This window comes from Psychrobacter sp. UBA6766, from assembly GCF_002453355.1.
Taxonomy (GTDB): Bacteria; Pseudomonadota; Gammaproteobacteria; order Pseudomonadales; family Moraxellaceae; genus Psychrobacter.
This window is the reverse complement of the sequence record NZ_DKGQ01000042.1, coordinates 142,320-168,822: the sequence shown is the minus strand read 5'-3', so window position 1 is coordinate 168,822 and position 26,503 is coordinate 142,320. Positions and strand designations below refer to the sequence as shown.

The 26,503-nt window shown below is 43.8% G+C and carries 22 protein-coding genes and 2 tRNA genes; 15 read left to right on the top strand and 9 right to left on the bottom strand.

Translation table 11 applies throughout. The features are described 5' to 3' along the window. The first annotated feature begins 156 nt into the window (after window positions 1-156). The 5 genes from B4K26_RS09865 (at window position 157) to adk (ending at window position 5,576) form a co-directional block, all read left to right on the top strand. Entirely contained in the window at window positions 157-2,166 is a 2,010-nt protein-coding gene (locus B4K26_RS09865) for a heme lyase CcmF/NrfE family subunit (protein ID WP_296245239.1), read from the top strand. 1 nt (window position 2,167) lies between these two features. Further along, complete coding sequence (locus B4K26_RS09860; protein WP_296245237.1) at window positions 2,168-2,818, top strand: DsbE family thiol:disulfide interchange protein; 651 nt, start codon at window positions 2,168-2,170, stop codon at window positions 2,816-2,818. Between the two features lie 74 nt (window positions 2,819-2,892). Next, window positions 2,893-3,423: a cytochrome c-type biogenesis protein gene (locus B4K26_RS09855; RefSeq protein WP_409521355.1), complete on the top strand. Its 531-nt coding sequence runs from the start codon at window positions 2,893-2,895 to the stop codon at window positions 3,421-3,423. After that, entirely contained in the window at window positions 3,420-4,700 is a 1,281-nt protein-coding gene (ccmI, locus tag B4K26_RS09850; RefSeq protein WP_296245234.1) for a c-type cytochrome biogenesis protein CcmI, read from the top strand. Before B4K26_RS09855 ends, ccmI begins: the two co-directional genes overlap by 4 nt. 222 nt (window positions 4,701-4,922) lie before the next feature. After that, window positions 4,923-5,576 (top strand): adenylate kinase, encoded by a 654-nt coding sequence (adk, locus tag B4K26_RS09845; RefSeq protein WP_296245252.1) that lies wholly within the window; start codon window positions 4,923-4,925, stop codon window positions 5,574-5,576. A 227-nt stretch (window positions 5,577-5,803) separates the two neighbouring features. Here the strand turns inward: adk and secB are convergent, their stop codons facing one another. From secB to rsgA, 4 genes are all read right to left on the bottom strand, one after another. Continuing rightward, entirely contained in the window at window positions 5,804-6,256 is a 453-nt protein-coding gene (gene secB, locus B4K26_RS09840) for a protein-export chaperone SecB (protein ID WP_296245233.1), read from the bottom strand. 199 nt (window positions 6,257-6,455) lie between these two features. Then, a complete protein-coding gene (grxC, locus tag B4K26_RS09835; RefSeq protein WP_296245231.1) occupies window positions 6,456-6,719 on the bottom strand; it encodes a glutaredoxin 3 in 264 nt (87 codons plus the stop codon). Window positions 6,720-7,000: 281 nt separating this feature from the next. Next, window positions 7,001-7,456, bottom strand: coding sequence for a rhodanese-like domain-containing protein (locus B4K26_RS09830; RefSeq protein ID WP_296245230.1), 456 nt, complete (start codon window positions 7,454-7,456; stop codon window positions 7,001-7,003). Window positions 7,457-7,602: 146 nt separating this feature from the next. Then, complete coding sequence (rsgA, locus tag B4K26_RS09825; RefSeq protein WP_296245229.1) at window positions 7,603-8,706, bottom strand: ribosome small subunit-dependent GTPase A; 1,104 nt, start codon at window positions 8,704-8,706, stop codon at window positions 7,603-7,605. Between the two features lie 227 nt (window positions 8,707-8,933). Here rsgA and orn point away from each other — a divergent pair, with 227 nt between their 5' ends. Beyond that, the gene (orn, locus tag B4K26_RS09820; protein ID WP_296245228.1) at window positions 8,934-9,521 is read left to right on the top strand and encodes an oligoribonuclease; all 588 of its coding nucleotides are present in this window, start codon (window positions 8,934-8,936) and stop codon (window positions 9,519-9,521) included. Window positions 9,522-9,687: 166 nt separating this feature from the next. On the opposite strand, the gene B4K26_RS09815 is transcribed toward orn, so the two are convergent. Continuing rightward, window positions 9,688-10,167: a hemerythrin domain-containing protein gene (locus B4K26_RS09815; protein ID WP_296245226.1), complete on the bottom strand. Its 480-nt coding sequence runs from the start codon at window positions 10,165-10,167 to the stop codon at window positions 9,688-9,690. A gap of 60 nt (window positions 10,168-10,227) precedes the next feature. On the opposite strand from B4K26_RS09815, the gene B4K26_RS09810 reads away from it, so the two are divergent. Further along, window positions 10,228-10,665, top strand: a complete 438-nt coding sequence (locus B4K26_RS09810; protein ID WP_296245224.1) for a CopD family protein — start codon at window positions 10,228-10,230, stop codon at window positions 10,663-10,665. A gap of 13 nt (window positions 10,666-10,678) precedes the next feature. On the opposite strand, the gene B4K26_RS09805 is transcribed toward B4K26_RS09810, so the two are convergent. From B4K26_RS09805 to B4K26_RS09795, 3 genes are all read right to left on the bottom strand, one after another. Then, window positions 10,679-11,896 (bottom strand): diaminopropionate ammonia-lyase, encoded by a 1,218-nt coding sequence (locus tag B4K26_RS09805; protein ID WP_296245223.1) that lies wholly within the window; start codon window positions 11,894-11,896, stop codon window positions 10,679-10,681. Between the two features lie 354 nt (window positions 11,897-12,250). Then, window positions 12,251-12,327: transfer RNA gene (locus B4K26_RS09800), tRNA-Asp, on the bottom strand. 38 nt (window positions 12,328-12,365) lie between these two features. Then, window positions 12,366-12,441: transfer RNA gene (locus B4K26_RS09795), tRNA-Val, on the bottom strand. Window positions 12,442-12,919: 478 nt separating this feature from the next. Here B4K26_RS09795 and B4K26_RS09790 point away from each other — a divergent pair. The 7 genes from B4K26_RS09790 to B4K26_RS09760 all read left to right on the top strand — a co-directional run bounded on the left by B4K26_RS09790 (window position 12,920) and on the right by B4K26_RS09760 (window position 23,389). Further along, on the top strand, window positions 12,920-14,545 hold the full coding sequence (locus B4K26_RS09790) for a cardiolipin synthase (protein WP_296245222.1): 1,626 nt from the start codon (window positions 12,920-12,922) through the stop codon (window positions 14,543-14,545). Between the two features lie 144 nt (window positions 14,546-14,689). Further along, window positions 14,690-16,168 carry a tetratricopeptide repeat protein gene (locus tag B4K26_RS09785; protein WP_296245221.1) on the top strand — a complete coding sequence of 493 codons (1,479 nt, stop codon included), beginning with the start codon at window positions 14,690-14,692 and terminating at the stop codon, window positions 16,166-16,168. A 174-nt stretch (window positions 16,169-16,342) separates the two neighbouring features. After that, on the top strand, window positions 16,343-17,929 hold the full coding sequence (locus B4K26_RS09780; RefSeq protein WP_296245219.1) for a 3-deoxy-D-manno-octulosonic acid transferase: 1,587 nt from the start codon (window positions 16,343-16,345) through the stop codon (window positions 17,927-17,929). A gap of 56 nt (window positions 17,930-17,985) precedes the next feature. Further along, window positions 17,986-18,747 (top strand): 16S rRNA (uracil(1498)-N(3))-methyltransferase, encoded by a 762-nt coding sequence (locus tag B4K26_RS09775; protein WP_296245217.1) that lies wholly within the window; start codon window positions 17,986-17,988, stop codon window positions 18,745-18,747. Between the two features lie 245 nt (window positions 18,748-18,992). After that, window positions 18,993-20,117: a Fe(3+) ABC transporter substrate-binding protein gene (locus B4K26_RS09770; protein ID WP_296245215.1), complete on the top strand. Its 1,125-nt coding sequence runs from the start codon at window positions 18,993-18,995 to the stop codon at window positions 20,115-20,117. An 88-nt stretch (window positions 20,118-20,205) separates the two neighbouring features. Continuing rightward, a complete protein-coding gene (locus B4K26_RS09765; protein WP_296245213.1) occupies window positions 20,206-21,879 on the top strand; it encodes an ABC transporter permease in 1,674 nt (557 codons plus the stop codon). Window positions 21,880-21,988: 109 nt separating this feature from the next. After that, complete coding sequence (locus B4K26_RS09760) at window positions 21,989-23,389, top strand: ABC transporter ATP-binding protein (protein ID WP_296245212.1); 1,401 nt, start codon at window positions 21,989-21,991, stop codon at window positions 23,387-23,389. Between the two features lie 46 nt (window positions 23,390-23,435). Here the strand turns inward: B4K26_RS09760 and B4K26_RS09755 are convergent, their stop codons facing one another. Next, on the bottom strand, window positions 23,436-24,302 hold the full coding sequence (locus B4K26_RS09755) for a methyltransferase domain-containing protein (protein ID WP_296245210.1): 867 nt from the start codon (window positions 24,300-24,302) through the stop codon (window positions 23,436-23,438). A gap of 333 nt (window positions 24,303-24,635) precedes the next feature. Between B4K26_RS09755 and B4K26_RS09750 the strand changes: the two genes are divergently transcribed. Next, window positions 24,636-26,348, top strand: a complete 1,713-nt coding sequence (locus B4K26_RS09750) for an alpha/beta hydrolase family protein (RefSeq protein ID WP_296245209.1) — start codon at window positions 24,636-24,638, stop codon at window positions 26,346-26,348. Window positions 26,349-26,503 lie beyond the last annotated feature (155 nt).

The following is a 26,503-nucleotide window of genomic DNA, read 5'->3' as shown; positions in this document are numbered from 1 at the left end:
GAAGTTAATTATATCGAAGTTAACTATATTGCTATAGCAGTATGATAATAAAAGAAAGTACCTGCAGTAGCGTGTGATGGATACTATCGAATATCCTGAAAACACCACTCCTTAAAATAAACAATGACCGTATTAAGGTAAACAAGGTTAGACCGTATGTTAATCACAGAATTGGGTTATTTTGCCTTGCTGGCCGCCTTTATGTTGGCGATTTTGCAGGTGGTATTACCAACTATTGGTGTTATGAGTAACCACGTTGCTTGGCAACGTCTTGCACCGAGTTTAGCGTGGGCGCAGTTTGCGGCTATGATTACTTCGTTTGGTGCCTTGATGGCAGGCTTTTATTTTAATGATTTTAGCTTGGTCTATGTCACTCAGCACTCTAATACCTTGTTGCCTTGGTATTATAAACTGTCTGCGACGTGGGGTGGCCATGAGGGCTCGCTATTGTTGTGGATGACCATTATGGCGACTTGGTGTGCGCTGGTGTCATACTTTAGCCGAGGTTTGCCATTGTCGATGCGCGCAAGGGTATTGGTGATATTAGCGGGCGTGCAGATGATGATGCTAGCGATGTTAATCTTTACCTCGTCACCATTTGATCGAACGTTACCAAACTTACCTGTAGACGGTGCGGATTTAAACCCTGTTTTACAAGATTTCGGGTTGATTATCCATCCACCGATGTTGTATATGGGTTATGTGGGCATGGTTGTACCGTTTGCGTTTTGTATGGCGGCATTATGGGAAGGGCGCTTGGATGCGGTCTGGACTCGTTGGTCGCGTCCATGGGCGCTTGCTGCTTGGGGTTTTTTAACCCTTGGTATCGCTTTGGGGTCATGGTGGGCATACTACGAGCTTGGCTGGGGCGGATGGTGGTTTTGGGATCCGGTAGAAAATGCATCGTTGATGCCTTGGCTCGCTGGTACGGCATTGCTGCATTCTCTTGCAGTCACTGAAAAACGCGGAGTCTTTAAAGCGTGGTCCATCATGCTCGCCATCTTTGCTTTTGCCTTAAGTCTCTTAGGTACTTTCCTTGTGCGCTCTGGCGTTATTACTTCGGTGCATTCGTTTGCCGCCGACCCAACGCGTGGTTTGGTTGTTTTGGCGATTCTTGGCATTATCGTTGGTGGCGGACTACTGATGTTTGCTATCCGCGGTTGGCGCTTGACGGTTGAGAGTCAGTATCAACTGATATCACGTGAATCATTTTTAGTCATTAATAACGTGATTATTCTAATTGCGACGTTAGTGGTGCTACTCGGTACGCTTTATCCTATCATCGCTGATTCCTTTAATCTAGGTCAGGTCTCTGTTGGCCCTCCATATTTTAATGCGCTATTTGTACCATTAACTTGGCTGGTTTTAGTGGCCATGGGAATGGGTTCTAATATCCGCTGGAAGAAAGACAAGCGACCCCTGTTGGGCGTCGGTATGGTCATTGCGGTCAGCAGTTTAGTATTAGCGGCAATTATTACTTATTTTGTTAGTCCATCAGCCATGCTTAATATTGGCGTGACATTGGCGGTGAGTTTTTGGGTGTTGTTTTGGATGGCAGTCGATTTTAGAGACAAAACCAAAAATGCCCCTAGCTTCTTTAATGGTTTAGGTCAGTTACGCCTGAGCTATTGGGGTCAGCAGACCGCTCATATTGGGGTCATCGTGGCTGCTATTGGTATCGCCTTTACCAGTACTTTGAGTGTTGAGCGAGATGTGGCATTAGGTGAAAATGATATCGTTCATGTGCAGGGCTATGATTTTGAAGTAAAAGATTTCCATGAAGTCAGAGGCAGTAACTTTGATGGCATGCAAGCACAGGTTGAAGTGACCAAAGACGGCCACGCAGTGGCGACCTTGTATCCTGAGAAACGTACGTATGTGATTAGTATGATGCCCATGACCGAGGCCGCAATTGACGCTAGCCTAATGCGTGATGTCTACGTGGCGCTGGGCGAGCCTATCGCTGAAGACAGTAATAAGTGGGCAGTGCGTATTTATGTTAAGCCGCTGATTCGCTGGATATGGCTGGGGGCGATTATCATGGCCTTAGGGGGTCTGTTAAGTATGCTCGATAGCCGCTATCGGTTTAAAAAGGTCAAGACATCGGCACAAATAGCAGCCAATAAAACAGGTTTTATCACCAAAGCTGAAATAAGGGAGAAGTAACATGAGTACATCAGATAATTCTTCCCAAAAAGCGCCTGAGAAAAGAGGCAATCAAACCATGAAAAAAAGCCAAATAAAGATATGGTTTTTAATTCCACTGATTGTCTTTGCAGGTTTTGTGGTCATGCTGTATTTTCGTCTGGGTCAGCCAACGGAAATCGTTACCAACACGGCGCTTGAGCGTCCGGTACCTAAGTTTGAGCTGCCATTGTTGTCAGATACCAGCCGTATTATGACCAACGACAATTTACCACATCAGCCGTTTTTGATGAACGTTTGGGGCTCTTGGTGTCCAACTTGTGTCATTGAGCATCCTTTTTTAATGCAATTAGAGGAGCGCGGTGTCAATTTGGTTGGGGTTAATTATAAAGATGAAATCGGTGACGCCCTAGGATATTTGAATCGCGGCGGTGATCCTTTTTCGATGTCTATTCAGGATTTATCGGGTCAGTTTGCCTTAGATTTAGGGCTGACCGGTGCCCCTGAAACCTTTGTAGTGGATGGCAAGGGTATTATTCGCCAGCATATCGTTGGTGAGATTGATGAGAGCAACTGGCAAAGCCGTATCATGCCTTGTTTGATGGTGCTCAATGAAGCCGATAAAAAAAATATCAGTCCCGATCCTAGTCAGATTCAGGAGGTATGCAAATGAATGCCTCTCATCTAAACGTCATACAATTAATAGCTCAGCAGGCAACGAACTTCACGATAAAGCTAGCAGGTTTAATATTTGCTTGCTTGCTGAGTTTTATTATCAGTATCGGCGCGCACGCCGCAATTGACGTTTATGACTTTGATTCGGTACAACAAGAAGCCCAGTATCGCGGTCTTATTGAAGAGCTGCGTTGCCCAAAATGCCAAAATCAAAATTTAGCTGGTTCTGATGCGCCTATTGCCCAGGATTTAAAGCAAAAAACCTATGACATGATTAAAGACGGTCGTAGTGATGCCGAGATTCGTGCTTATATGCAAGAGCGCTACGGCGACTTTATTACTTATAAGCCGCCAGTACGTCCATCAACATGGATACTGTGGTTTTTTCCGCCATTATTATTGCTGGTGTTAGTGATTGGCTGGTTTTGGCAAAGTAAGCGCAGGCAGCGCGTTGCCCGCGGTCAAAGCGGCGTCACCGTAGAGAGCGCGGCGGCGTTATCAGCTGCAGAAAAAGCGGAGCTTGATCATTTATTATCGCGAAGCAATAAAGATAGCAATAATAAAAACGAGCATGATATCACCAGTACAGAGGACAAAAAATGACCCTATTTTCTACGTTTGGCTTATTTATTGCCCTAAGCTTACTGATGGCACTGTTACTGGCTGTCATCGTTATCATGCCATGGTTACGAGCGTCGCGCTTGCGCGACAAGCCAGTCGATAACCAGCTACTAGATATCAACGTTGCGGTATTCCGTGAGCGCCTAGCAGAGCTGCAAGCGGATAAAGACAGTGGCACTATCGATGAGGTGCATTACCGAAACCAAAAGTTGGAGCTTGAGCGCCAATTATTGGATGCACAGCGAACGGTCACACCTATGGTCGCGCCTGGTATCAAGAGCCGTTTGATTATCATGGTTTGGGTTCCTGTATTGGCGGGGCTCGCTTACTTTTTAATCAGTGATCGTACACCGGTATTTAATCTATGGACAGCTGAAGATAAAGTTGGGCAAGTGGCAGATGACTTGTTGACAGGTAAAATTGATCAGCCGCCAGCTTGGGCAATTACAGATGGTACCCAGCTTATTAGCGCCATGCAGACCAACGTTTATCGGCATGCTGATGATCCTGACCGCTGGATGCGTCTGTCTGAATTGTTCTTATCATTAGAAGCTACTGATTCGGCGCTTGAGGCATTATCGCGCGCTTATCGTTTGTCGCCAGACAACGAAGAAATTGCCACTACTTATGCCCAAATCAGCTTTTTTGCCAATAAAGGTCAGCTCGATGCGAATAGTCGCCGCGTGCTACAAGGGGTTCTGGCGAAAAATCCGCAGCATGAAGGCGCACAAATGCTCATGGCAATGGGCGAGGCGCGTAGTAATAACTTTGAGCAAGCACAGGGCTGGATTAAGCGTCTGCGTGACAGTATTGCTGCCAAGCCGGGTGACCATAGCCAAGCGCTGGCAAGTCTTGATGAATTAAGCGCAAATGTCACCATCCAGCAGCAACAAGCCTCTAAAGGCATTGAGGTGACCGTTTCTATTAATTCTAGTTTGCTACCATTAGTAAAAGCAGATGATGTGCTGTTTGTCGCCATCCGTGATGTAAAAGGTGGTCCGCCGTTTGCTGCCAAGCGTCTACCGATTAGCATCGTTAAACAAGGCGAAGCAACGATTAGCCTAAGCGACTTAGATGCTATGATGCCTGAGCGTACACTTGCGTCTGCTCGAAGCGATAAAGTTCAACTCGCTGTCGTTGCCCGTATTAGCCATAGCGGTACCGCTATGGCGGAATCAGGCGATTTATCAGGCAATCCTGTGGTCATTAGTGCTGAGCAAAATCAGGTAAATGTGACGATTAATCAACAGGTTCCTTAATGAGGAAATATCAAAATATAAGTGATGAATAAATGGGCGCCGTCATACTTATGGCGGCGTTCCACCTTATGCCATGAACAGATAAGTCATCGTAACTTGCCGCATCAAGACTAAAAATACTTGAGCTTTTGAAAGCCACAAGGTAAGGTAAGCTCTACAACCCACCAATCCCTAAGTTTTATTAGTCCCAAAATCCTATCTATTAAGGAGAGTCATATAATGATGCGTATTATTTTGCTAGGTCCACCAGGCGCCGGTAAAGGTACCCAAGCCCAGTTCATTTCTAAAGAATTTGATATTCCGCAAATCTCAACAGGCGACATGCTACGTGCCGCAATCAAAGAAGGTACTGAGCTTGGCAACCAAGCCAAAGATGTGATGAACGCTGGTGGTTTGGTTTCTGATGACCTTATTATTAACCTAGTGCAAGAACGCATCGCGAAGCCTGATTGTGTCAACGGTTGTATTTTAGATGGTTTTCCGCGTACGATTCCACAAGCTCAAGCGCTTGCGGATGCCAACGTTGCGATTGACCATGTGATCGAAATTAGCGTGCCTGATGATGAAATCGTTAAGCGTCTATCCGGTCGTCGCCAGCATGCAGGTTCTGGTCGTGTTTATCACGTCGATCACAATCCACCAAAGGTTGAGGGTATTGACGATGTAACGGGCGAGCCACTGATTCAACGTGAAGACGATAAAGAATCTACCATTCGTGATCGTCTAGCGACCTACCAGCAGCAAACCTCTGCCTTGGTTGGTTTCTATCAAGATAAAGCCAAAGAAGGCGGAGATGCTCCGAAATATGACAAATTCGATGGCACCCAAGGCATTGATGTTGTTAAAGAGCAAATCTTATCTGCACTAAAAGGCTAAGGCTTTTCAGAGCTGTTCATAAGACTTGCTTGTTAAACGTTATATTCAAAACCCTGCCGCTCATAATAATAAGCTGCAGGGTTTTTAATGGTTAACAATAATGAAAAACATAAATATCAATCTATCATCAAAAATAAACGCTAAAAACTGTGCATAAAAAAACCGCTTACTAAAATCAGTAAACGGCTTTCACGTATTGATAAGTTAATGCTTTAGCAAATTAAAAATTAAGCGTTACCTTGCGCATCAACTTGTGCTTGTTGTTGGCTTTGGGCGTAAGCTTGGTCAAAGTTAACGGGTGCAAGCAATAACTGTGGGAAGCTACCACGTGTTACGATATCGCTGATGACTTCGCGAGCATAGGGGAACAACACGTTCGGACAATACGCACCAAGAATCTGACCGATTTGGTCTTCTGGGATGCTTTTTAATAAGAAAATACCCGCCTGATGAACTTCTGCAATAAATGCCGCTTCGTCCGCGTTTTTCGCGTTCACGCTGACAGTCAAAACGACTTGGTAATGATCGTCATCAAGCTTTTCGGCGTTGCTTGATAAATTGATATCAAGCTCAGGGTTCCACTCTTTAGTGAATACAGCCGCGCCTGGGACTTCAAGTGACATGTCTTTTACATAAATACGTTCTAATGCCAATTGTGGTTGTGCTTGTTCTTCAGCCATGGTAATTCCTCTAAAAATTAATCAAATAATAGGGCAAACTGTTATTGTAACAACATCTCATTGTAATATAAATCGAGACTGAGTTTTAAGGTTTTATCTCAGCGTTTTTTGGTAAATCGCTATTTTTAGCAAAATAACTTATCACTACTGCTGTTTATTTTTACATTGATAAAAACTGACAGTAGAGCAAGATAGCAAATTAACCAGCCAATAGCTCGTCAAGTTTGCCTTGCTGATTCATTTGATTAAGCTCATCAAAACCACCCACAAAGGTATCGCCAATAAAAATTTGTGGCACAGTACGATAGTTATTGGTCTTTTGCATCAATGCTTGACGCTCTTCGCGGCTGATGTCGTGCATACCAACTTCTTCATAATCAACGCCTTTAGATTGTAAGAGTTGCTTAGCGTTTGCGCAGTATGGGCAAATAGGGGTGGTGTACACTTTAACAGAAACAGTCATGATAAATCCTTATTTATAAATTTATGAGTGAAGAGTTTTATTATAAGTAATATGATAAATAGCAATATGAAAAAATTACAGGGTAAAAACTAGTATGGTTCGTTATTGATACGTAATTGCACCGTGATTTATTAATGCTTATTATAAAGTGGGGATGACTATCTCAATTTCAACCACTTTTGACCCAAAAGCGCTGAGAGTAGCATAACTGGCGCATAAAAAAACACCTTATAAAAAGGTGTTTTTTTGATGACGGTTTGTACAAAATGAGAAAGTATAAGTTATTTGTGCAAGGTAGGCTTGGCTTTACCTTTATTTTTGGATTTGACATCTTTTAGACCAACCAGTGGCATTCCCGCTGCCTGCCAGCCGCCAATACCACCGTCTAGGCGATAGACATTGTCTTTACCAATCATTTGTACTGCCGCGCCTGCTTGTACACCCATATCGCAGATGATAATCACTGGCTGCTCAATCGCACGAACTTCCTCAATGCGGTCTTTGAGCTCAGTAAAAGGTATGTTGCGACTGCCTTGGATATAACCGGTCTCAAATTTCTTTTTGGCACGAATATCGATCAACTGCGCATTTTGCGAGTTAACCATCATACCCAAAGTATTGGGCGATATTTTTCTGCCACTACGTTTGTTTTCAATAGCAAAAAACAGCACGGCAAGTACGGCTAATATACCAAATAAAAACGGGTGGTTGCCCACAAACTCCAGCGCACGATCCAAACCATACCTCCAAAAAATAAGTGTTCGGTTAAGCTAAGAAAATAGCCTAATAAAGTGAACAAGGCACTATTATACCGATAAGGTCATCTATAGTAAACGGGCGATGGCTTCGTCGTTCCTTTATCAGTAACCTTTAGACATATCTGCTAATAAGGCTTAGTATCCGCCTCTTCTATTAACGTCACAAGGTTTTCAACACGGCGCTGCAATACTTCGCCGTCCGCAACCGCTTGCCATAAGGCGCAGCCTTTACTGTTATGGGTATGGCGACAATCGCGGAACTGGCAATCACCTGCCAGTGGCGCAAGCTCGATAAAGCCTGAGATAATATCATCGGGTGATAGATGCCAAATGCCGTACTCGCGAATACCAGGTGTATCGACGATGCCGCCTTGGGTTAAGTCATCTGGGTTAAAGGGTAATAGGCGGCTGGTCGTCGTCGTATGCTGACCCAATTTGGAGTTTTCGGAGATAATATTTACCACTTGCTCTGACTCTGGCAGTAGGGCGTTAATCAAACTGCTTTTACCGACGCCAGATTGCCCTGCAAAAATAACCAGCTTTTTATCGATATAGCGTTTTAATTCATCAAGACCTTTTTGCTCATCACTATCAGCGATATTTTCAGGACAATCGACCGAAGTCAGTACGCTCTCGTAACCAAGCGCTGCATATTGTGCCAATAATTCACTAGTATCGACGCCGTTTTCTTGCGCTAGTAGATCGGCCTTATTAAGGACCAACAGTGGCTTAACGCCGGCATGATGACAAACCACTAAGTAGCGATCAATCAAGGTTGGGGCGGCAGCAGGTAATGGCGCAAATACAATTGCCAAAATATCGACATTGGCAGCGACGGGCTTAAGCTTATGATAACGGTCGGGGCGTGAGACAAGAGAGCTGCGAGGTTTGACTGATTCGATACGGCCAAAACCAGTATTAGGATCGGCAGTCCAGCGTACTTGGTCGCCAGCCGCTAGCATTGGCAAGTTAGTTCGCACATGACACCGCCAAATATCGCCTAATGCCAGCTCTTGCCAAAATGGCTCAGGGTCATCAGGCGCAATCTTAGGTTGCACAGGTAGCACCGCAGGCAAGCTGGTCACTTGAACTTCTAGTTGCTTGCCATAATGCGCCATGACCACGCCATCCATCAAACTGTCATCGATGCTGTCTTGACTGTCAAGCTGCTGTTTGTCGATGCGACGAATCTGCTGTTTAGTCAGTTTGCGTTGCCGGATTAGTGCCATGGTTTGAACCTATTAGAAAAATATTGCTAAGTGTAGCGTGAAAATTTGCTAACATACAGCCTAAAGCGCCTAGAGCAGATAGTGGTTTTGTAATGTTTTAGATTTTTTCGGCGTTATAAATAAATAGACACAAACCAATGTTATCTGAGCATGACCGTTTATAACTGTTTTATTTGGTTAACATGGCTTGCCAATCGTTTCAGACTTTATTGACTATAGGATATTTTATGAGTACCGACGACCATCCCAATAAAATTAAAATCAAAAACCAAGGTAAAAAAGGGCTGGTATGGATTGATCTAGAAATGACCGGACTTGATACTTTAAATGACGAAATTATTGAGATTGCTACCGTAGTGACGGATGAGGATTTAAACGTCCTTGCTGAAGGTCCTGTGTTTGCGATTAAGGTATCAGATCAAGTGTTAAATAAAATGGATGACTGGAATACCAAGCAGCACGGTCAGTCAGGCTTGGTCGACCGCGTGCGCCGTAGTACGGTGACCTTAGCAGAGGCGGAAGCGGAAACCATTAAGTTTTTGAATAAATGGGTCGATAGTGGCAAGTCGCCCATGTGCGGCAACTCAATCTGTCAAGATCGTCGCTTTCTGGCGCGTCAAATGCCAGAATTAGAAAGGTTTTTCCATTATCGCAACCTTGATGTGTCATCGATTAAAGAGCTGTGTTTCCGTTGGCGTCCCGATATTCTAAAGAACTTTGAAAAAGGCGGCAGTCATTTAGCATTAGATGATATTCGCGATTCTATCCGTGAATTAAAGCACTACCGTCAACATTTCTTTAAACTGATGCCTTAGTGTTTGAGGCGTAAAGGTTAAAGCGATAAAAATAGCGCTTTAGCGATAAGTCTATTTAAAATATAAAGCAGCTAAAAAGCCCGCAAATAAAACGAATGCCAAAGTATGGATCGTGTCTTTGCGGGCTTTTTTGCTTAATCAGTCTTTTTAGCTAAGGTTTAATAGATTACCGATTCTCATCAGGGCGCTTAATACTATCTGGGCTGGCTTTATAAACAGCATCTAGCTCGTCTTCCGACAGATATTTTTCTACCGTAGGGTATAGCTCGCGCTCTTCAAAGCGAATATGGTCGTATAATAGGGTGCCAAGCGCTTTAACTTGCGCGACTGTGATAGCATTACCAGCAGACTGTTGTGACTGTTCGACTGTGTTTATTAGTTGATGCAACTGCTTGTGTTGCCCATCAAGCGCTTCTAGTACCGAGGCAACCTCCGGCTGAGTAGCACGGTATGGCTCCAATGCAATAGCAATCAAGTTATCTTCAATCTGGAAATGATACTGCATATCGTCAATATAAGAGGTGAGATTATGCCAGTGTTTGGCAATCTCTTCGGGTTCATCTAAGCTTTCTTTGGCATGACGAGACAGATTGAGCCCAAGATGATGTTGGCGTGACAGTGGCTGTAATTGATTGGCGCGTTTCATAATTAAATACCTTAATGCTTCGAAAAGTCATGATTGGTTAATTATTTGGAGTGATATTTTATGCTTAATTATCTCTTAATTTTGCATTTACTCGGGGCTGCAATTTGGACAGGTGGTCATTTAATACTAGCATTAGTGGTGCTGCCAAAAGTGCTATCTTCACGTAATTTAGACGCATTGTTACAATTTGAGGGGCAGTTTGAAAAAATCGGTATGCCTGCATTAGTCATTCAAATCATCACTGGATTATGGATGGCATATAAAATATTACCTAATATAGGGATGTGGTTTGCTTTTGATAATGACATCAGTGTGTTGATTGGTATGAAGCTGAGTTTGTTATTACTGACGGCACTAGTCGCGATGCATGCGCGTTTTTGGGTAATTCCACGTTTATCTGCCAACAACTTAAATGGGTTTGCCATTAATATTATTTTGGTGACGCTATTTTCAGTCGCCTTTATCGTGGTTGGAACGCTATTTCGTTCGGGGTTCTAAGCACACATGCTGATCAGCTGCCATTCCATACGATGTCGCGATAGCCACTAGGATTGGTGTCGCCTTCAGTATTAAACAATAAAATCACAGCGTCTTGGTTTAACCCCAATTGTTCGCGGCTATCAAGATAACGGCTGTCTTGGCAAAGCTGATAAAGAAGACCCAAGGTGATGGCACCTGATGCCCCGCTAATTACTTGAGTATCGCCAATAAGCGGATTGCCAAGCACACGCATTCCCACTGCTGATACCGAATCATCAGCATGGGCAAAATAGTTGCTGCACTGTTTTAATATCGGCCACGTGTCGGGATTGGGTTCATCGCAAGCAAGTCCTGTCATAATGGTGTCAAGCACTCTTGGCACCTCGCAAGCCATTCCCGTCATAATAGTATCGATGTTTTCTGAAACATTGACCCTATCGCCGTGAGCACTCGTCCCTGAGCGAAAGATACAGTTTGCTACCGAAGGTTCAGTGATGATACTCTGAAAACTTTCTGGCCCAAGTTTGTCCACCAAATACTCAAGCATACTGCCTGCCATAGAGCCGACCCCTGCTTGCAGCATCACATGAGTTGGGGTGTCCAAATCTAAAAGCGCCATTTGTTCGACCGCTTCATCGGCCATGGTTAGGTAGCCTTGGCAAATCCATGTGGGAATGTCGTGATAGCCTTCCCAGGCAGTGTCTTGAATCAGTATCCAATGGTTTTTTTGCGCTATGTTATTTGCCAAGCGAACGGTGTCGTCATAGTTGTCATCAGTGATAAAACATTCCGATCCCAATTCTCGGACGCGCTCAGCGTTTGCTATCGGTGATCCTTTTGGCATATAAATGATGGCTTTTTGCCCCATTTTCTGAGCCGCCCAAGCAACGCCTATCCCATGATTACCCGCAGTCGCCGTGATAAATATCAAAGGTGTCTCAAGTTTGGCAGCAACGGTGTTGATATCGAGGTCACGGATATCGATATTGAGGCGATCGGCCAATATTTGTCCCAGTGCGTAGGAGCCGCCAAGCGCTTTATAAGCCTTGAGTCCAAATCGATGTGATTCATCTTTGATAACAATGGCTTTTACGCCCAGTTTTTTTGCTAGCATGGATAATGACACCAAAGGCGTTGGCTGATAGTTTTCTATTCGGGTATGAAACTGACGAACGTGTTTAGCAACCTCAGCGCTAAAAAGCGATGTGGTATTGCCCGTATAAAACCGATTTTTAGCGATGGTAATCATAGACACCTCTGATGGGGTACAAGATAAAGTTTTAATATTACTTTATCTTCAATACTGTCTATCAATGTATCAGATATCTTAGAGGGTCTGCCAGCTTTGGGTTGAATAATTTCTCGCGGTAGGTCACCAAATGGTCACCAAGTAGATGCTTACAAATTTTAAAGCAGTAAAACTGCTTTGGTTTAAATTTAGTGTGAATGGGACACAAAAAGATAAGCCGCTTAGACTATATATTCTAAGAGGTGGAAAAATATGTTATAGATCAGTATTTTAGCGGACACGTGGACACAAAAAAACCTCAAACAATCTAATGCTTGAGGTTGAAACTTTTGTATTAAAACTAAGTTTTAAATATGGCGCAGCGGACGGGACTCGAACCCGCGACCCCCGGCGTGACAGGCCGGTATTCTAACCAACTGAACTACCGCTGCTTAGGTCGTATTAGCATGTTTTGCCACTTGCTAATAAGTGGTGGGTGATGACGGGCTCGAACCGCCGACATTCTGCGTGTAAGGCAGACGCTCTACCAACTGAGCTAATCACCCTGAGTGAGGATAAAACGAAGCACTGCTTCGTCTGAGCGCAAGAGAATTTACATTGTCGTAAATTCTAGGAAACGACGCATCCAAACTAGGTATTACTGAAATCCTTTAAATAGGATTTTCTAAAAGTTCTAACATTCAAAGTTGTCACTCTTTGAATAACTTTCAACAGAGGATAACTAAATAAAGCCTCGCTCTGTGGGTGTGTATTATATACATTTACACATGGCTGTCAAATATTATTTCAGATTTTTTTAAAATTGTGATTAATAGTCTTTATTAACATTCAAAAAGCGGCAGAAAAGTAACTGCATAGACCATGCAGCGTACGCTATACAGCCACTACACAGTTATTCGTTGCGTGCCTGCTAAAAGCCACTATACTGATAATGCTTTTGTATCGAATCAATAAAGTAGTTGGCAAAAAGATAAATAGTTTGAGTTATATCTAAAGAGGGAGGCGGACATAGATATTTTTAAAATGGGTAACTTTTCTATTGATGACTACTTTACCACATGGTCGTTAGGCGACTTCGCGGGATTGGGTCTGTTATTGCACATCATTCTTATGATAGTCATGACGCTGCGTATCGTTACGGTACAGCGCAATATCGGTGTGTCGATTGCTTGGGTTGCTGTGCTCTACACCTTGCCTTTGGTTGGCTTTATTGCCTATGTCTTATTGGGTGAGCCGATGATCGGGCGACGTTATCGTGCACGTATGAATCAAGCACGGCTACTGATGAATGATATGGCAAAACGTGAGCAGCTGGTGTTTGACAAAGGGCAAGAGCTGCTGCCCGATAATTACAGCGGCGTCAGTAAAATCGGTACGCGCTGGACAGGATTTGGGGTATTTCCCGATCATCAAATGCAGCTATTGACCACGCCAAATGCTATTTTCGGGCGTTTAATAGAAGATATCAATGCTGCTCAGCGCATCATCTTAATGGAATTTTATATTGTTTATCCAAAAGGGCAAATAATTGAAGTTATGGATGCGTTGATGGCAGCGGTGCAGCGCGGCGTAGAGTGTCATATTTTGGCAGATAGTGTGGGCAGTTTTAGCTTTTTTAACAGCAAACCGCATCGTATGCTAGAAGAAGCTGGGGTTTTTGTGCATCAGTCGCTCCCAGTTGGGTTGTTTAAAACGCTGTTTAAACGCTCGGATTTGCGAAATCATCGTAAAATTATCGTTATTGACGAACATATAGGCTATATCGGTAGCTTTAATTTGGTCGATCCAAAGTTTTTTAAACAAAATAAAAACGTCGGTCAATGGATTGATGTAGCGATACGTAGTGTCAGTCAGGAGCCGATGAGTATTGCTACGGCGATGGCGAAGGTGGTTGCTACCGATATCGGAGCGGAAAATAAAGACAATCTCGACGCGCTTAATCATCGAGTGAATAATTATACCCGTAAGCTCTATGTCATGAACCCGACCATCAATGATATAAATAGCCGCGTTAAAGTGTTAGATGAGCTTTTCGACTCGCATGAGATTCCCGAGATTGGATCGACCTCTATTGTCATACCGCGAATGCCCGTGGTAGAGAATGTATTGGCACAGCTGATACCATCAGCGCCGCAAGTCACGGCGCATGTGATTTATAATACCTTGGTGACGGTGATTCATCGTGCCAATAAAAGCATTCGTATGACCACGCCGTATTTTGTCCCAGATGAAGCGTTATCAGGAGCGCTAACTACCGCAGCCAAACGCGGCGTCGAGGTGACGATTATCGTTCCTGAAAAGGTGGACTCATTTTTGGTGCAGCACGCCTCACAGGCATATTATCAAGAGCTGCTTGAGGCAGGAGTAACGATCGCTTTATTTAAAGGTGGACTACTACATGCTAAAACTGTAGTCATTGATGATGATTACTGTCTGTTTGGCACTGTCAATATTGATATGCGCAGTTTTTATTTAAATATGGAAGTCAGCTTAGCGATTTATACGCCAGAGATGGTCGCTCAGGTTGCTGACTGTCAAGAAGTCTACTTGCAAAGTTGTCGTTTTTTGAGCTTAGAGGAGTGGCGAGAGCGGCACGGCGCCGAGCGTCTGCTCGATAATGTGGTGCGCTTATTTAGTCCTTTATTGTAGCGCTTTTACTTTTAGGTTAAGGTAAACTACTTATTTTTTGTTATTGTCGTGCTTGTGTCATTCGCTTTATTATTCTCAGCCCTAGGATTGGTTTCTAAAACGCTTTTTTTAAATGGCTACTTTGTTAAAGGATAGACTTGTCTTATGTCTGCATCGCCCGTCACGCCCCTTGATTATATTGCAGCAGGTTATTGGCAAGATTTCTTAGCTGAGCGCCCCGTTGCTGGCGGCATCGCTTATGAAGCTGAGTTGCATCATTGTAATCTTGATGAGTCGCTAGCAAGTCTACAGCGTATAGATACCTTGCTATCACAGATTCGCCGCGACATGATTAAGGCTGGCTTGTGGGATGAGGCGACATTGTTGGCAGATGAGCACCATCGTAATTTTATGGTGTTTTTAGGGTTTTATGCCGGGCGTATATTGGCGCAGCAATGGCAATATACGCCGCATTGGTTTGGTGAGTTTGAGCTACGTAAGCGTTATCCTGTCTTACCATTGCTGAGTGATGACTTTTATCAGCATATGGCGGTTATCTATCGCGATGACAATAAGGTAGATGCTAAGCATAATATGCCGTCGCTATTTTTTGCCTTAGCGCCGATAGGGCTGCGCCTGTTTGGTCATATCGATCGGCCGTTCGAGTCAGTTCAAGGTGGTCAGGTCGCAAGCGGTTTATATCAAGCAGTAAGTGCAAGGCTGCCAAGTGTGGGTGATAATCATGAATTACCTATCTCTGCCGCTATAGAAACTGCCAATAAAGAAGCTGTTAAGACAGTAGTGCCTCAACATAACAGTAAAGATACTCAGGCAAATACTGAAAGTATTAATAGTCATTTTGACAAAGAACCTCAAACAGCACCTGAACTTATTAAAACAGACACTCTGCTAGCAAAAGCTCATTCATCAACGGTTCCATTAGAAGCACCCTCAGCACAAACTGCATCAGTAAAATCTGCACCAGTGAGTTTAAAACAAACAGAGCCAAAGCCAGCAGTAAAACCCGTTATAAAAGAGTCGCCAACCCCAGAGCTTTTTACTCAATTGCTTATAGAGCTGAAAGAAATAGAAGTAGCACAAACCGCTGGCAAGACAGAATATGAGCAAGCCAGTAAAATATTGGATCAATTTGAGCAGTATATTGCTAAGCAAGGAAAACCGCGCGCGCAAGTCAATTTTTCACAGCAGCATTTAGCAGCAAAACAGCAAGCCCTATTAAAACTGCAAGAGTCTGCTAATGCTGGTAACAGTACGGCAATGCTACGATTGGCTATGTATGAGCTACTTGATGAAGGGATAAATAGTAACAGTGCGGAGGACACGATATCAGGCGTCGAATGGGTTCAACAAGCGGCCAGCAAAAACGACAGCCGTGCCCAGCGTTTATTAAGTAAGATGTACTATCAAGGATTTGGTGTGCCGCAAGATATGACTAATGGCAAGTATTGGCTTGAGCAAGCGGCGCAAAATGGTCATCTAGAAGCAGTAAGTTTGGTAAACCAGTGGCAACAAGCACAGGCGTTGATTAGCACACAAAAGCAAGAGCAGCATAGTCTAAAGCGTTATCAGCTATTGTTTGCGGTAATTATTATAGTCGCTATATTAATATTTATCATTGTTTAAGCGCTTATTTCAAATTTGGATTTTTAAAATCTGACTTTAAGTTCGAGCTTTTAAATTCGGGTTTGTAATAACGAGCGCTTTAAAACTATTGTTTAGCATTAAATTCAGGTAGAATTGGCGCGCTTTTTATCGCCACTTTTTATTGTCCGATCCATTACTAATCTGGGCTTCTTCATGCCAACTTCTGATCATTCCTTACACTCTCTTGATAATTCGCCTCAGCCATTGCAAAGCCGAGCCGTTTATAAACCCCCTGTTTATTATCAGCTGACGATTGGTTTGTTAAAACCGTTATATCGTTTGCAAGTATGGCGCCGCTCGCATAAGCGCGATAATTATCAGCAGGAAGTAGAGCAGCGTTTTGGTAAGCGCTATCCTGCGCCGCCTGCGTGCGATGTAAATTGTCGGGATAAGACAGTAGATTCTAAATCTGCTGTGAATGTTAATGTCAATCATCAAGACCGCAATGGCAAAAAAGTCATTTGGTGTCATGCGGTGTCTTTAGGGGAAACCAATACTGTCGCGCCTTTGCTTGATGCTTTATTGGCAAAAGGCTATCAAATCTGGTTGACCAATACCACGCAAACGGGGTTTGCGCGCGGTGCCAGTCGATTTGCCGACGATATTGCCCAAGGCCGCTTGAGTCATAGCTACGTTCCCGTTGATAGCCCTGCGGTCATTGAGACGTTTTTAGCGCATGTGCAACCCGTTGCCGCACTGTTTGTGGAAACCGAGCTTTGGGCGAATATCTTAACCAAATTGTCCGAGCATCATATCCCAAGCATTTTGGTTAATGGCCGACTATCAGCGTCTTCTTTTAAAAGTTATCAAAAAATTGGCGCGGTCAGTGCCAGTATGATGAAAAACTTAAGTTTGATTATTGCGCAAGATAATGAATCGGCAAAACGCTTTCGGCAATTGGGCGCTCATAGCGCGCAAATCCGCGTCGCAGGCTCGCTAAAATGGGTAATTAATACGCCAAAGCTAAATAAAGATAATGATGCTAAAGAAGTTGAAGTAGCAAGCGATACCGAAGATTTAGGTGTGACAGGTCGTCCGATTTGGGTAGCAGCAAGCACTCATAGCGGCGAAGAAGAGGCAGTATTATCATGGCAGCAGCAAGTTCTCTCCAACCCTTTGTTAGCTGATACTCTGTTAATTATCGTGCCAAGACATCCGGAGCGCTTTGATGAAGTCGCAGAGTTGATTGAAAAATCGGGCTTAATAATGACGCGGCGCAGTGACGAAGGCACAATGAATTCGAGAACTCAAGTTTATCTGGCCGATAGTATGGGTGAGTTGATGAAGTGGTATGCGCTTGCCGATGTGGCATTAGTGGGTGGCTCACTAGTTGATATTGGTGGCCATAATCCCGTTGAGCCGGCGAGTGTGGCGACGCCTGTATTGATGGGCAATTATACTCAGTCTTGTCAAAGCGTGGTTGATAAATTGGCGAGCGTTGGGGCATTATACCAACCGCACAATCCTTTTTATAATGCGATTAATTTTAATGGACAAATGTCTCAGCCTTCATTCAAGCTCCATAGCTCTGATGAAAATAACCCATCTTCCGATAATGATAATCTGCTTTATCAGCAGTTGAAATTTTGGCTCAGTCATTTGACCTTAGCAAAACAGGCAGGGCAAGCAGGTGCAGTAATGACCGAGCAGCAGCAAGCAGTTTTGCCTCGGCAGCTATCGATGATTGAAGATATCATTGAGCAATACGCAACACCGCCTTTCAATCCAGAACTGAACTAAGATTCGAATTAAGATCTGAATTAAGACGTGAATTAAAAGCGGATATAAGTGACGCTATGAACTGTATATTATTGCCAGCAGCTAATTTTCAACATGATAATGCGTCTGCGTATATCAATGATTTGGCGCAAATTGCCCATGTAAATAAAGTGTTGGGCGCCAAAGTAGGGGGTACGTTAAAAGTTGGTCAACTGGGTGGCAGTCTTGGTACGGCGACTATTGAAAATATCGCGGCCGATAGTATTCAACTACGTGATGTGGATTTAACTATAGACCCGCCACCAAAGCTTAATCTTACGGTGGTACTGGCATTGCCGCGACCAAAGGTATTACGCCGTCTAATCATGGATATGACCGCGCTTGGTGTCAATGATATCATTCTTATCAATAGCTACCGGACGCAAAAAAGCTATTGGCAAAGTCCCATGTTAAACCGTCTTGACGAGTTTGTATTAGAAGGGCTACAACAAGGCGTTGATACAATGGCGCCGCGCGTTACGTTGCAAAAACGTTTTAAACCCTTTGTTGAAGATGAGCTTACAAGTTTCATCACCAATCGTGCCATCGTTGCGCATCCTTACAGTGCGCTATCATTTTCACAATACGTGCACCAACAATTGACAAAACCCAAAGCACCAAATGGCTCAGTGTTACCTAGTATGGTATTTATCGGTGCAGAGGGCGGCTGGATTGATTATGAGATTGACCTACTTACCGCACAAGGCTGCGCGGCAGTCAATATTGGGCCGCGTATATTGCGAACAGAAGCGGCAGTTAATGTTATTTTAGGGCAGTGGCTGTTATATAGCCAATATTAAAAAAACCCATCTTAAATTAGGCCAGCTAGCCAAAGTATTCCTATTATCTTTAAGAAGTTAACGGCGCATTACTGATATACTGAGTCCAGATAAATGTATTGATAATTACTATCATTTCTATTAGTATGTTGTTTTTAGTTTTGTTACCCTTCCATCGATTCATTTATCATTCGTGTGTGATTTTGACTGACAAATGATGCGTTATTTTTATCCCTTATATCGGCAGTATTATCTTGGAGACATCTATGTCATTGAATGCGTCTGTAGCACCTTTGTCTTTTGTTCGCCCTGTTAAAGCGACTTTGTCTGTTGCTATATTTAGCTTGATGTTGGGTTTGGTTGGGTGTAACAAGGCAGAAACGCCTGAACAAAATACCGATGTTACAACAGCTGGCGTTGAGACAGAAGCTGCGGATACTGCGCCTGCTAACAATGAGCATGTAGTTACCGCTTACTCCTCACATCATGAGCAGTCAATAAAGCCGTTACTTGATAAGTTTACCGAAGAGACGGGAATAAAAGTTGAACTCGTCACAGATAAATCCGGTCCATTGATGGCCCGCTTAAAGGCCGAAGGCAAAAACACCCCTGCTGATTTACTCATGACAGTGGATGCTGGCAATCTATGGCAGGCAGCAGATCAAGGGTTATTACAGCCCGTATCGTCCTCTATTTTAAATGCAAATGTCCCTGCTAAGTATCGTGACCCAGAAGGTCACTGGACGGGCCTGTCTTTGCGGGCGCGAACCATATTTTATGATCCAAGTAAAGTTAGTGCCGATCAATTATCTACTTATGCGGATTTGGCCGATCCAAAATGGAAAGGCAAGCTGTGTCTGCGCACCTCAAAATCGGTCTATAACCAATCATTGGTCGCCAGCATGATAGAAAACTTGGGCGAAGAGAAAACTGAACAAGTCATTCGTGGTTGGGTTGCGAACTTAGCAACAGATGTCTTTAGTGATGACACAAACATGCTAAAAGCCATTGCTGCTGGTCAGTGTGAAGTGGGACTATCTAATAGCTATTACTACGGCCGTATCGTTGCTGAAGATCCTAATTTCCCTGTTAAAATATTTTGGGCAAACCAAGATACCACAGGAACTCATGTGAATGTATCGGGAGCTGGGGTAACGGCTTATTCGGATAATCCAGAAGACGCTCTTAAAGTCATAGAGTTTTTATCTTCTGATAAAGCTCAGGGACTTTATGCCAGTGCTAATAAGGAATATCCGGTAAAACAAGGGGTTGATGAGTCAGATTTACTCAAATCGTGGGGTAAATTTAGACAAGACGATATTGGCGTTCAGAAATTTGGCGCCCTACAAACCCAAGCCATTCAATTGATGGATAAAGCCGGTTATAAATAAGAGTTCGACGATAATATAATAAGGTTTTCGTGCGTCTAATACGGTAATGATTTTATAACGATAATGGTTTTATAATGACGATAGTTTTATGATGACCTTGCCAAAAGCATCTGCTAATCGAGATTCTGATAGTACTATCCGCCAAGGAAGTACTGTCAGCCGTGACTATGCCATGAAAAAACGTATCATCTCAAAATCAGTCTTAGGGCTGATTTCGTTGTTTATGTTCATCCCAATTGTAGTGGTGTTGTTTTCATGGTCACAGCCGGTTGAAGACATCTGGACGCACATGGCCGATTATGTATTGCCGCAAGTCCTCAAAAATACCGCTGTTTTATTGACCATGGTGATCATCATAGCCGGCAGTATCGGTACTGGTCTTGCATGGGTGACGAGTATGTACCGCTTTCCTGGACAGCGGTTTTTTTCGTGGGCACTGATGCTACCATTAGCAATGCCGGCTTATGTATTAGCGTTTGTTACCGCCGGTATTGTTGATTTTAGTGGCCCGCTACAAACGGCTTTAAGAGAGTTTGGGGTGACATCTGCTATTCCATCAGTACGCAATGTCTGGGGTGCTGGTCTTATCCTGTCATTGGCTTTTTATCCTTACGTTTACTTGCTGGCACGCCAAGCGTTTTTATCGCAAGGCAGACGGGTGGTTGAAGCAGGGCAAATGCTGGGTCTGGGTCGTAGCCGTATCTTTTTCCGTTTGGCATTACCGCAAGCACTGCCTTGGGTAATTGGGGGTTTATTATTAACTACCATGGAGACATTGGCTGATTTTGGTGCTGTGTCAGTATTTAATGTCGATACCTTTACCACGGCTATTTATAAGGCATGGTTTGGTTTTTTTAGTTTGACGACCGCCGCGCAGTTAGCAGCGTTATTGATTGGCGTGGTCTTTATCGTTGTGCTGTTTGAGCAATATTGGCAAGCACGCCGCGGTACCACGACCATCTCTCAAGGTGGTAACCGTCGTCTTGAGTCCAGTACGGCGGCCAAGATTGCGATGGCAGGACTTTGTACGTTGGTGTTTTTGATCGCGTTCTTAGCCCCATTTTTACAGCTTATTTACTGGACACTCACAAACTTTCGCCAAGATTTTGACGAACGTTATATCGGCTTTGTGACCAATAGCCTCATGATTGCGAGTATGACCACGCTGTTTATTGCTTTTTTGGCTATTATTATTGCTTGGATCAAACGCCAATATCCGGAAAAAACCACTCAGATGATGGTGACATTTGCCAATTTAGGCTATGTGGTACCGGGAACGGTACTGGCTGTTGGGGTGTTTATTCCCATCGCGTGGTTAGATAATCAGATGATTGGCTTTGGTCTTATCTCCAAGCAAGTGTTGTCCGGTAGCGTGATTGTGATGTTACTGGCCTTGTCAACGCGCTTTATGACTGTGGGGTTTCAGCCTGTGGACCGTCAGCTACAGCGCTTGACCGTCAATCAAGAAGCGGCAGCAAAATTGCTCAGTGATAGCCCATGGCAGCGCTGGCGGCAAGTGATGTTGCCCGTGCTTAGTCCTGGGGTGTTGACCGCATTATTGATGGGTTTTGTTGAGGTCATGAAAGAGATGCCCATTACGCTTATGACGCGGCGGCACGGCTGGGACACGCTGGCGGTGCGGGTGTTCGAGATGACGGGCGAGGGCATGTGGGAACGTGCTGCTTTGCCAAGTTTACTCATCGTGCTGGTTGGCCTTATTCCGGTTTGGATACTGCTGCGTCAAAGCGATAAGCAGGGTTAAATTGTCTCTTATTAAAGAAATTATTAAAAAATAGCCTTATTAGAAACAACAGTATTTAAAAACCTATTTATGATGGGTTTTATTCACTAATAGCTTACTGGTACCGTCTATGTATACTGACTTGATGAACGATTCAACCAATCCAGCAGCGCCAAAACCTGTAAAAGTTGGCGGCAAGGCAAAACCGGAGCCTGTGAAAAGACCCCCAGTAACGCCATTAACCAAAGCTCAGGTAGTGCAGCTACAAGCGGATAAAAATTTGCTTCATCCTTTAAATCAAAACGGCTTAAATCAAGGCGGTTTAAATCAAAGTGATACAGAACAAAACCTTGATTCTTTTCATGCTATCGACGGCGATGTCGATGCTTATTTTAGCGTAGAAGATTTAATCGTTGGTTATGATGATACGATTATCGTCAATGGCTTATCACTTGATTTACAACAAGGCGAAATCGGCTGCTTTTTAGGGTATAGCGGCTGCGGAAAAACCACGGCTTTAAGAGCGATTGCGGGCTTAGAGAAAAGCCGCGGCGGCAAGATTGACTTAAATAACCAGCGTCTAACGGAACAATCAGCACGAACTGGCTTTGCGGTCGCGCCCGCCAAGCGCGGCATGGGAATGGTGTTTCAGGATTATGCGTTATTTGAGCATTTAAGCGTGGCAAAAAACATCGCTTTTGGTCTTAATAAATGGTCGGCGGCCGATAAAAAAGCGCGCGTTAGAGAAATGCTAGAGCTCGTTGAGTTGACGGAACATGCCGATAAACGGCCCAATGAGCTATCGGGTGGGCAACAGCAGCGGGTAGCATTGGCACGTGCATTGGCACCCAACCCTAAGTTGTTACTACTTGATGAGCCCTTTTCTAATTTGGATGTGGTGCTGCGCGAGTCGCTAGCGATGAACGTTCGGGATATCCTTAAACGTACCAATACCACCGCTATCTTAGTCACTCATGACCAAAACGAAGCCTTTGCTTTAGCGGATAAAGTCGGGGTGATGGATAAAGGTAAATTGGTTCAATGGGCAACCCCAAGCGAGCTTTATCATGAACCAGTCAGTCCGTTTGTTGCTGAGTTTGTCGGTGAAGGGGCGATGATAGACGGCATCATCAAAGAAGGTCATGTCGAGACCGCGCTTGGAGATATTTATCGACGCATGGAAGTCTATGATGCGCTGGGGCAGCCGCTGTATTGTGAGTACGACTATCCCAATGGTACGCCGATTAAAGTATTGGTTCGTCCTGATGATATCATTCATGATGATGAAAGCACGCAAACAGCTTTAGTGGTTGGACGTGTGTTCCGCGGCGCAAACTATCTTTATCGCCTGCAACTTGATGACGGCCAAACGGTTTTATCGTTGGTTGCCAGTCATCACAACCATGAAATTGGCTCAAAAATTGGTATTTTGCCTATCCTAGAGCATGTGGTGGTGTTTGATGAAAAAGACATCAACGCCACCACGTGGTCAGAGTATGATAGATCCGAGCGCGTGGAAGAAATCAGATAGTTATTAGTTCTAAAATTAGCGCTGCTCTTTAAGCGTAGCGAGAACCTTAAACTTGACGCGTTGCCAATATATGCAAATAGCGACCAAGCCATTTATACGGTTCCAGCTGTGAGTAGCGCAGCTCCATTCGTATGACAGCATCAGGGTCGTTATGACCGCCACGTTTTAGCGGCGAATAATCATGAAATACGCGTAAACCACTAGCCAGTATGGTGTGGTAATGATGTGCCTTTAACCAAGATTCCACCTCATCCTTAGCGACGGGGTGGTTGGGTGTGAGGCTTTTTTTATTGTCCGCTTTATAATCCGTATTATCTAATACGTTAAAGTTACCCATGATAAGATTGCGATAATCAAAACTTGCCGGATTATAAAAGCACAGCGATAGCGCGCCGTTTTTGCTTAAGTGCTTGTCAAAAAAATCCATCACAGCAGCTGGTTCTGCTAGCCATTCAAGCAGCGCATGACACATGATCAAATCAAACTTTTCTGTTTTACCTGCTAGTTTTTCTTCAAGTTCTTGATACGGGCAGACATGCCACGTGATGGCTAGCGCTTTATCATTTTGAACGGCGCTTGCTTTGGCTTTCTCGAGCATATTGGCAGAGATATCATTAATCACCACGCTATGTCCTTGAGCTGCAAGCTCAATGGCGATCTGACCCAGCCCTGCGCCTACATCTAGAATTCGTAGCGGACGTCCAAGCGTCGTGCTCATCTGGGCGCTATAGTCAAAAATATCACGGCGCAATACTGCCAGTCGAATTTCACCTTTTAACCCACCGTAGACCTTTTTTTCAAAATGATCGGCAATGGCGTCAAAGCTCCGATCGGTACGCGCTGCTGTTTGTTTTTTTGATAACGACTCAGCTTGGTTGTTATTATGTTGGCTGTTCTTAGTATTACTTAGCATAAAATTCACATTGTTTTAAAAGTAATGAGACGGGAATGGCGTTTATTTGGATATTATCAAAACACCCTAAAAATACTATCTAAAAATACTGTGTTACTGCGGCTACAAGTTGTAGCAGTAGATGGTGTATTAGTATTAATTTACGGATTATAGCATTTCATTTTTTAGCCTAAATATAATAGAGACCAACAGTTGGATGTTTTTCTATAGCTTTTCATATTCTTTTACGGTATAAATAGTAAGGTTCTAGAAACAATTCATATTAAAATTAACGAAGTTATTGTTAATAACTTTTAGCAAAATTTTTATTTTCCACTGCTAAGGATAGCACCTATGACCTTTTTAAAAAATGACCGCGACAATACAGTGGTAAGCAGTATTACCCATTCATCAACATCTACCAGCTTTAATAATAAACCTTCGATGACCCGCTGCCTATTATCAGTTGCTATTGCAAGTAGCTTGCTACTGGTTGGTTGCGGCGATGATGACAATGACAGGGTTGTTTCTGATGCTACGAGCGTTAAACCCATCAGCTCATTTTCTGCCAATCAAATAAATACACAGTTTGGCCTTAATGATACTGCCACCCCATTAGCCAAATGCGATATTAAAATTGAGAAAGTGAGCTATCGAACAGTAGGCGCTGCGGGTGAACGCACTAATGCGACCGCTGCGCTAATGCTGCCAAGTGGAGAAAGCGCCGACTGCCAAGGTGATCGTCCAGTATTATTGTACGCACATGGCACGACGACTGATAAAGGCTATGACTTTGCACAAGTAGGCAATGTCAAAAACCCCGCAGTAGGAGAGGCAAACTTAATTGCTGCGAACTTTGCCGCCCAAGGTTATATCGTCGTCGCCCCTAACTATGCTGGTTATGATGAGTCTAATCTTGATTACCATCCATACCTTGTGGCTGATCAACAAGCCACTGATATGGCTGATGCGCTAGATAGTGCGCGCAAAATTATAGAACGAAGAAAAAGCGCTAATGATGCCAATTACAGCAAAATAGATGATTCGGGTAAGCTGTTTATTGCGGGCTACTCTCAAGGTGGCCATGTCACCATGGCCACCGCTAGATTGCTACAATCGCAAAATAAGCCAGTTACGGCTATTGCACCTTCATCAGGGCCTTATGCTTTAGCGGCATTTGGCGATGCAATATTTGCTGGGAATGTCAATATTGGTGCAACTCGTTTTGCGCCGTTACTTGCCGTTGGACTTCAAAAGGTTGATGGTAAACTGTATCGAAACCCGACCGAAATTTTTACCGATCAATATGCCAATACAAAGCTGCCGAATGAGTTAAGTTTTGATGAGTTGACCAGTAATAAGGTCAATAAACTTCCAAAAAATGCCTTATTTCAAGCGCCGCCTACCGGATATCCGGATTTAGATGCGTTACCGCCCAGTAAGCTGCCTTTTGCCCCGTTAGGATTTGCCAATGATGGCAAGTATCTGATCCAAACCAGCTACCGAAATGAGTATATTATGGATGCCATCGCCCATCCTGATGGCGTGTTTCCTACAGTCACCACCGGACTTCCGGCTGAAAATCCAGAAAACAATTTACGTAAAGCGCTAAAGGTTAATGATTTGCGTAGTTATACCCCTAAAATGCCAACACTTTTATGTGGAGGTAGTCAAGATCCAACAGTATTTTATGATATTAATACTGGTTCTATGTCGGCTATTTTACAACAGGCAAGTGCCGCGCCAGACGCTAACCTTAACATTACTGTGCTAGACGTAGATACAAGGAACGATCGAGGTGCACTAACCCCTATTGGTAGTGCAATGAGCAACCCATGGATGACGACGACGGTAATTGATAATCTCCAAGATAGATTCTCTGCTACATTGATAGGCGTTCAAAACAAAGCCATCGCAGATGCTCGCGCTGCTGGAGTAACTGATCCAGTGATATTGGAACAAGCCGCAGGCGCTGCGATATTAGGTAGCTATCATGGAGGTTTAGTCAGCGCCTCTTGTACTGAAGCCACTCGTGAGTTCTTTGAGCAAAATTTTAATCAATTGTAAGACGGTTTAAGTTTGACTTTAATCTTTATATTAATAAAAAAAAACTGCATTCATCGGATGCAGTTTTTTATGGGAGAGCCTCTAAAAATGCTAAATACAAAGCTTTGGCCTTAAAGTCGTTTTTACCCTTGTTATGGGATTAAAAAATACCTGTT

Coding starts and splice junctions, on each gene's coding strand:
- B4K26_RS09790 (WP_296245222.1), top strand. CDS start 12,920: ATGGGTAACTTTTCTATTGATGACTACTTTACCACATGGTCGTTAGGC.
- grxC (WP_296245231.1), bottom strand. CDS start 6,719: ATGACTGTTTCTGTTAAAGTGTACACCACCCCTATTTGCCCATACTGC.
- B4K26_RS09770 (WP_296245215.1), top strand. CDS start 18,993: ATGTCATTGAATGCGTCTGTAGCACCTTTGTCTTTTGTTCGCCCTGTT.
- rsgA (WP_296245229.1), bottom strand. CDS start 8,706: ATGGCACTAATCCGGCAACGCAAACTGACTAAACAGCAGATTCGTCGC.
- secB (WP_296245233.1), bottom strand. CDS start 6,256: ATGGCTGAAGAACAAGCACAACCACAATTGGCATTAGAACGTATTTAT.
- B4K26_RS09760 (WP_296245212.1), top strand. CDS start 21,989: ATGTATACTGACTTGATGAACGATTCAACCAATCCAGCAGCGCCAAAA.
- B4K26_RS09775 (WP_296245217.1), top strand. CDS start 17,986: ATGAACTGTATATTATTGCCAGCAGCTAATTTTCAACATGATAATGCG.
- B4K26_RS09765 (WP_296245213.1), top strand. CDS start 20,206: ATGATGACCTTGCCAAAAGCATCTGCTAATCGAGATTCTGATAGTACT.
- adk (WP_296245252.1), top strand. CDS start 4,923: ATGCGTATTATTTTGCTAGGTCCACCAGGCGCCGGTAAAGGTACCCAA.
- B4K26_RS09815 (WP_296245226.1), bottom strand. CDS start 10,167: ATGAAACGCGCCAATCAATTACAGCCACTGTCACGCCAACATCATCTT.
- B4K26_RS09755 (WP_296245210.1), bottom strand. CDS start 24,302: ATGCTAAGTAATACTAAGAACAGCCAACATAATAACAACCAAGCTGAG.
- B4K26_RS09750 (WP_296245209.1), top strand. CDS start 24,636: ATGACCTTTTTAAAAAATGACCGCGACAATACAGTGGTAAGCAGTATT.
- orn (WP_296245228.1), top strand. CDS start 8,934: ATGAGTACCGACGACCATCCCAATAAAATTAAAATCAAAAACCAAGGT.
- ccmI (WP_296245234.1), top strand. CDS start 3,420: ATGACCCTATTTTCTACGTTTGGCTTATTTATTGCCCTAAGCTTACTG.
- B4K26_RS09785 (WP_296245221.1), top strand. CDS start 14,690: ATGTCTGCATCGCCCGTCACGCCCCTTGATTATATTGCAGCAGGTTAT.
- B4K26_RS09780 (WP_296245219.1), top strand. CDS start 16,343: ATGCCAACTTCTGATCATTCCTTACACTCTCTTGATAATTCGCCTCAG.
- B4K26_RS09865 (WP_296245239.1), top strand. CDS start 157: ATGTTAATCACAGAATTGGGTTATTTTGCCTTGCTGGCCGCCTTTATG.
- B4K26_RS09810 (WP_296245224.1), top strand. CDS start 10,228: ATGCTTAATTATCTCTTAATTTTGCATTTACTCGGGGCTGCAATTTGG.
- B4K26_RS09860 (WP_296245237.1), top strand. CDS start 2,168: ATGAGTACATCAGATAATTCTTCCCAAAAAGCGCCTGAGAAAAGAGGC.
- B4K26_RS09805 (WP_296245223.1), bottom strand. CDS start 11,896: ATGATTACCATCGCTAAAAATCGGTTTTATACGGGCAATACCACATCG.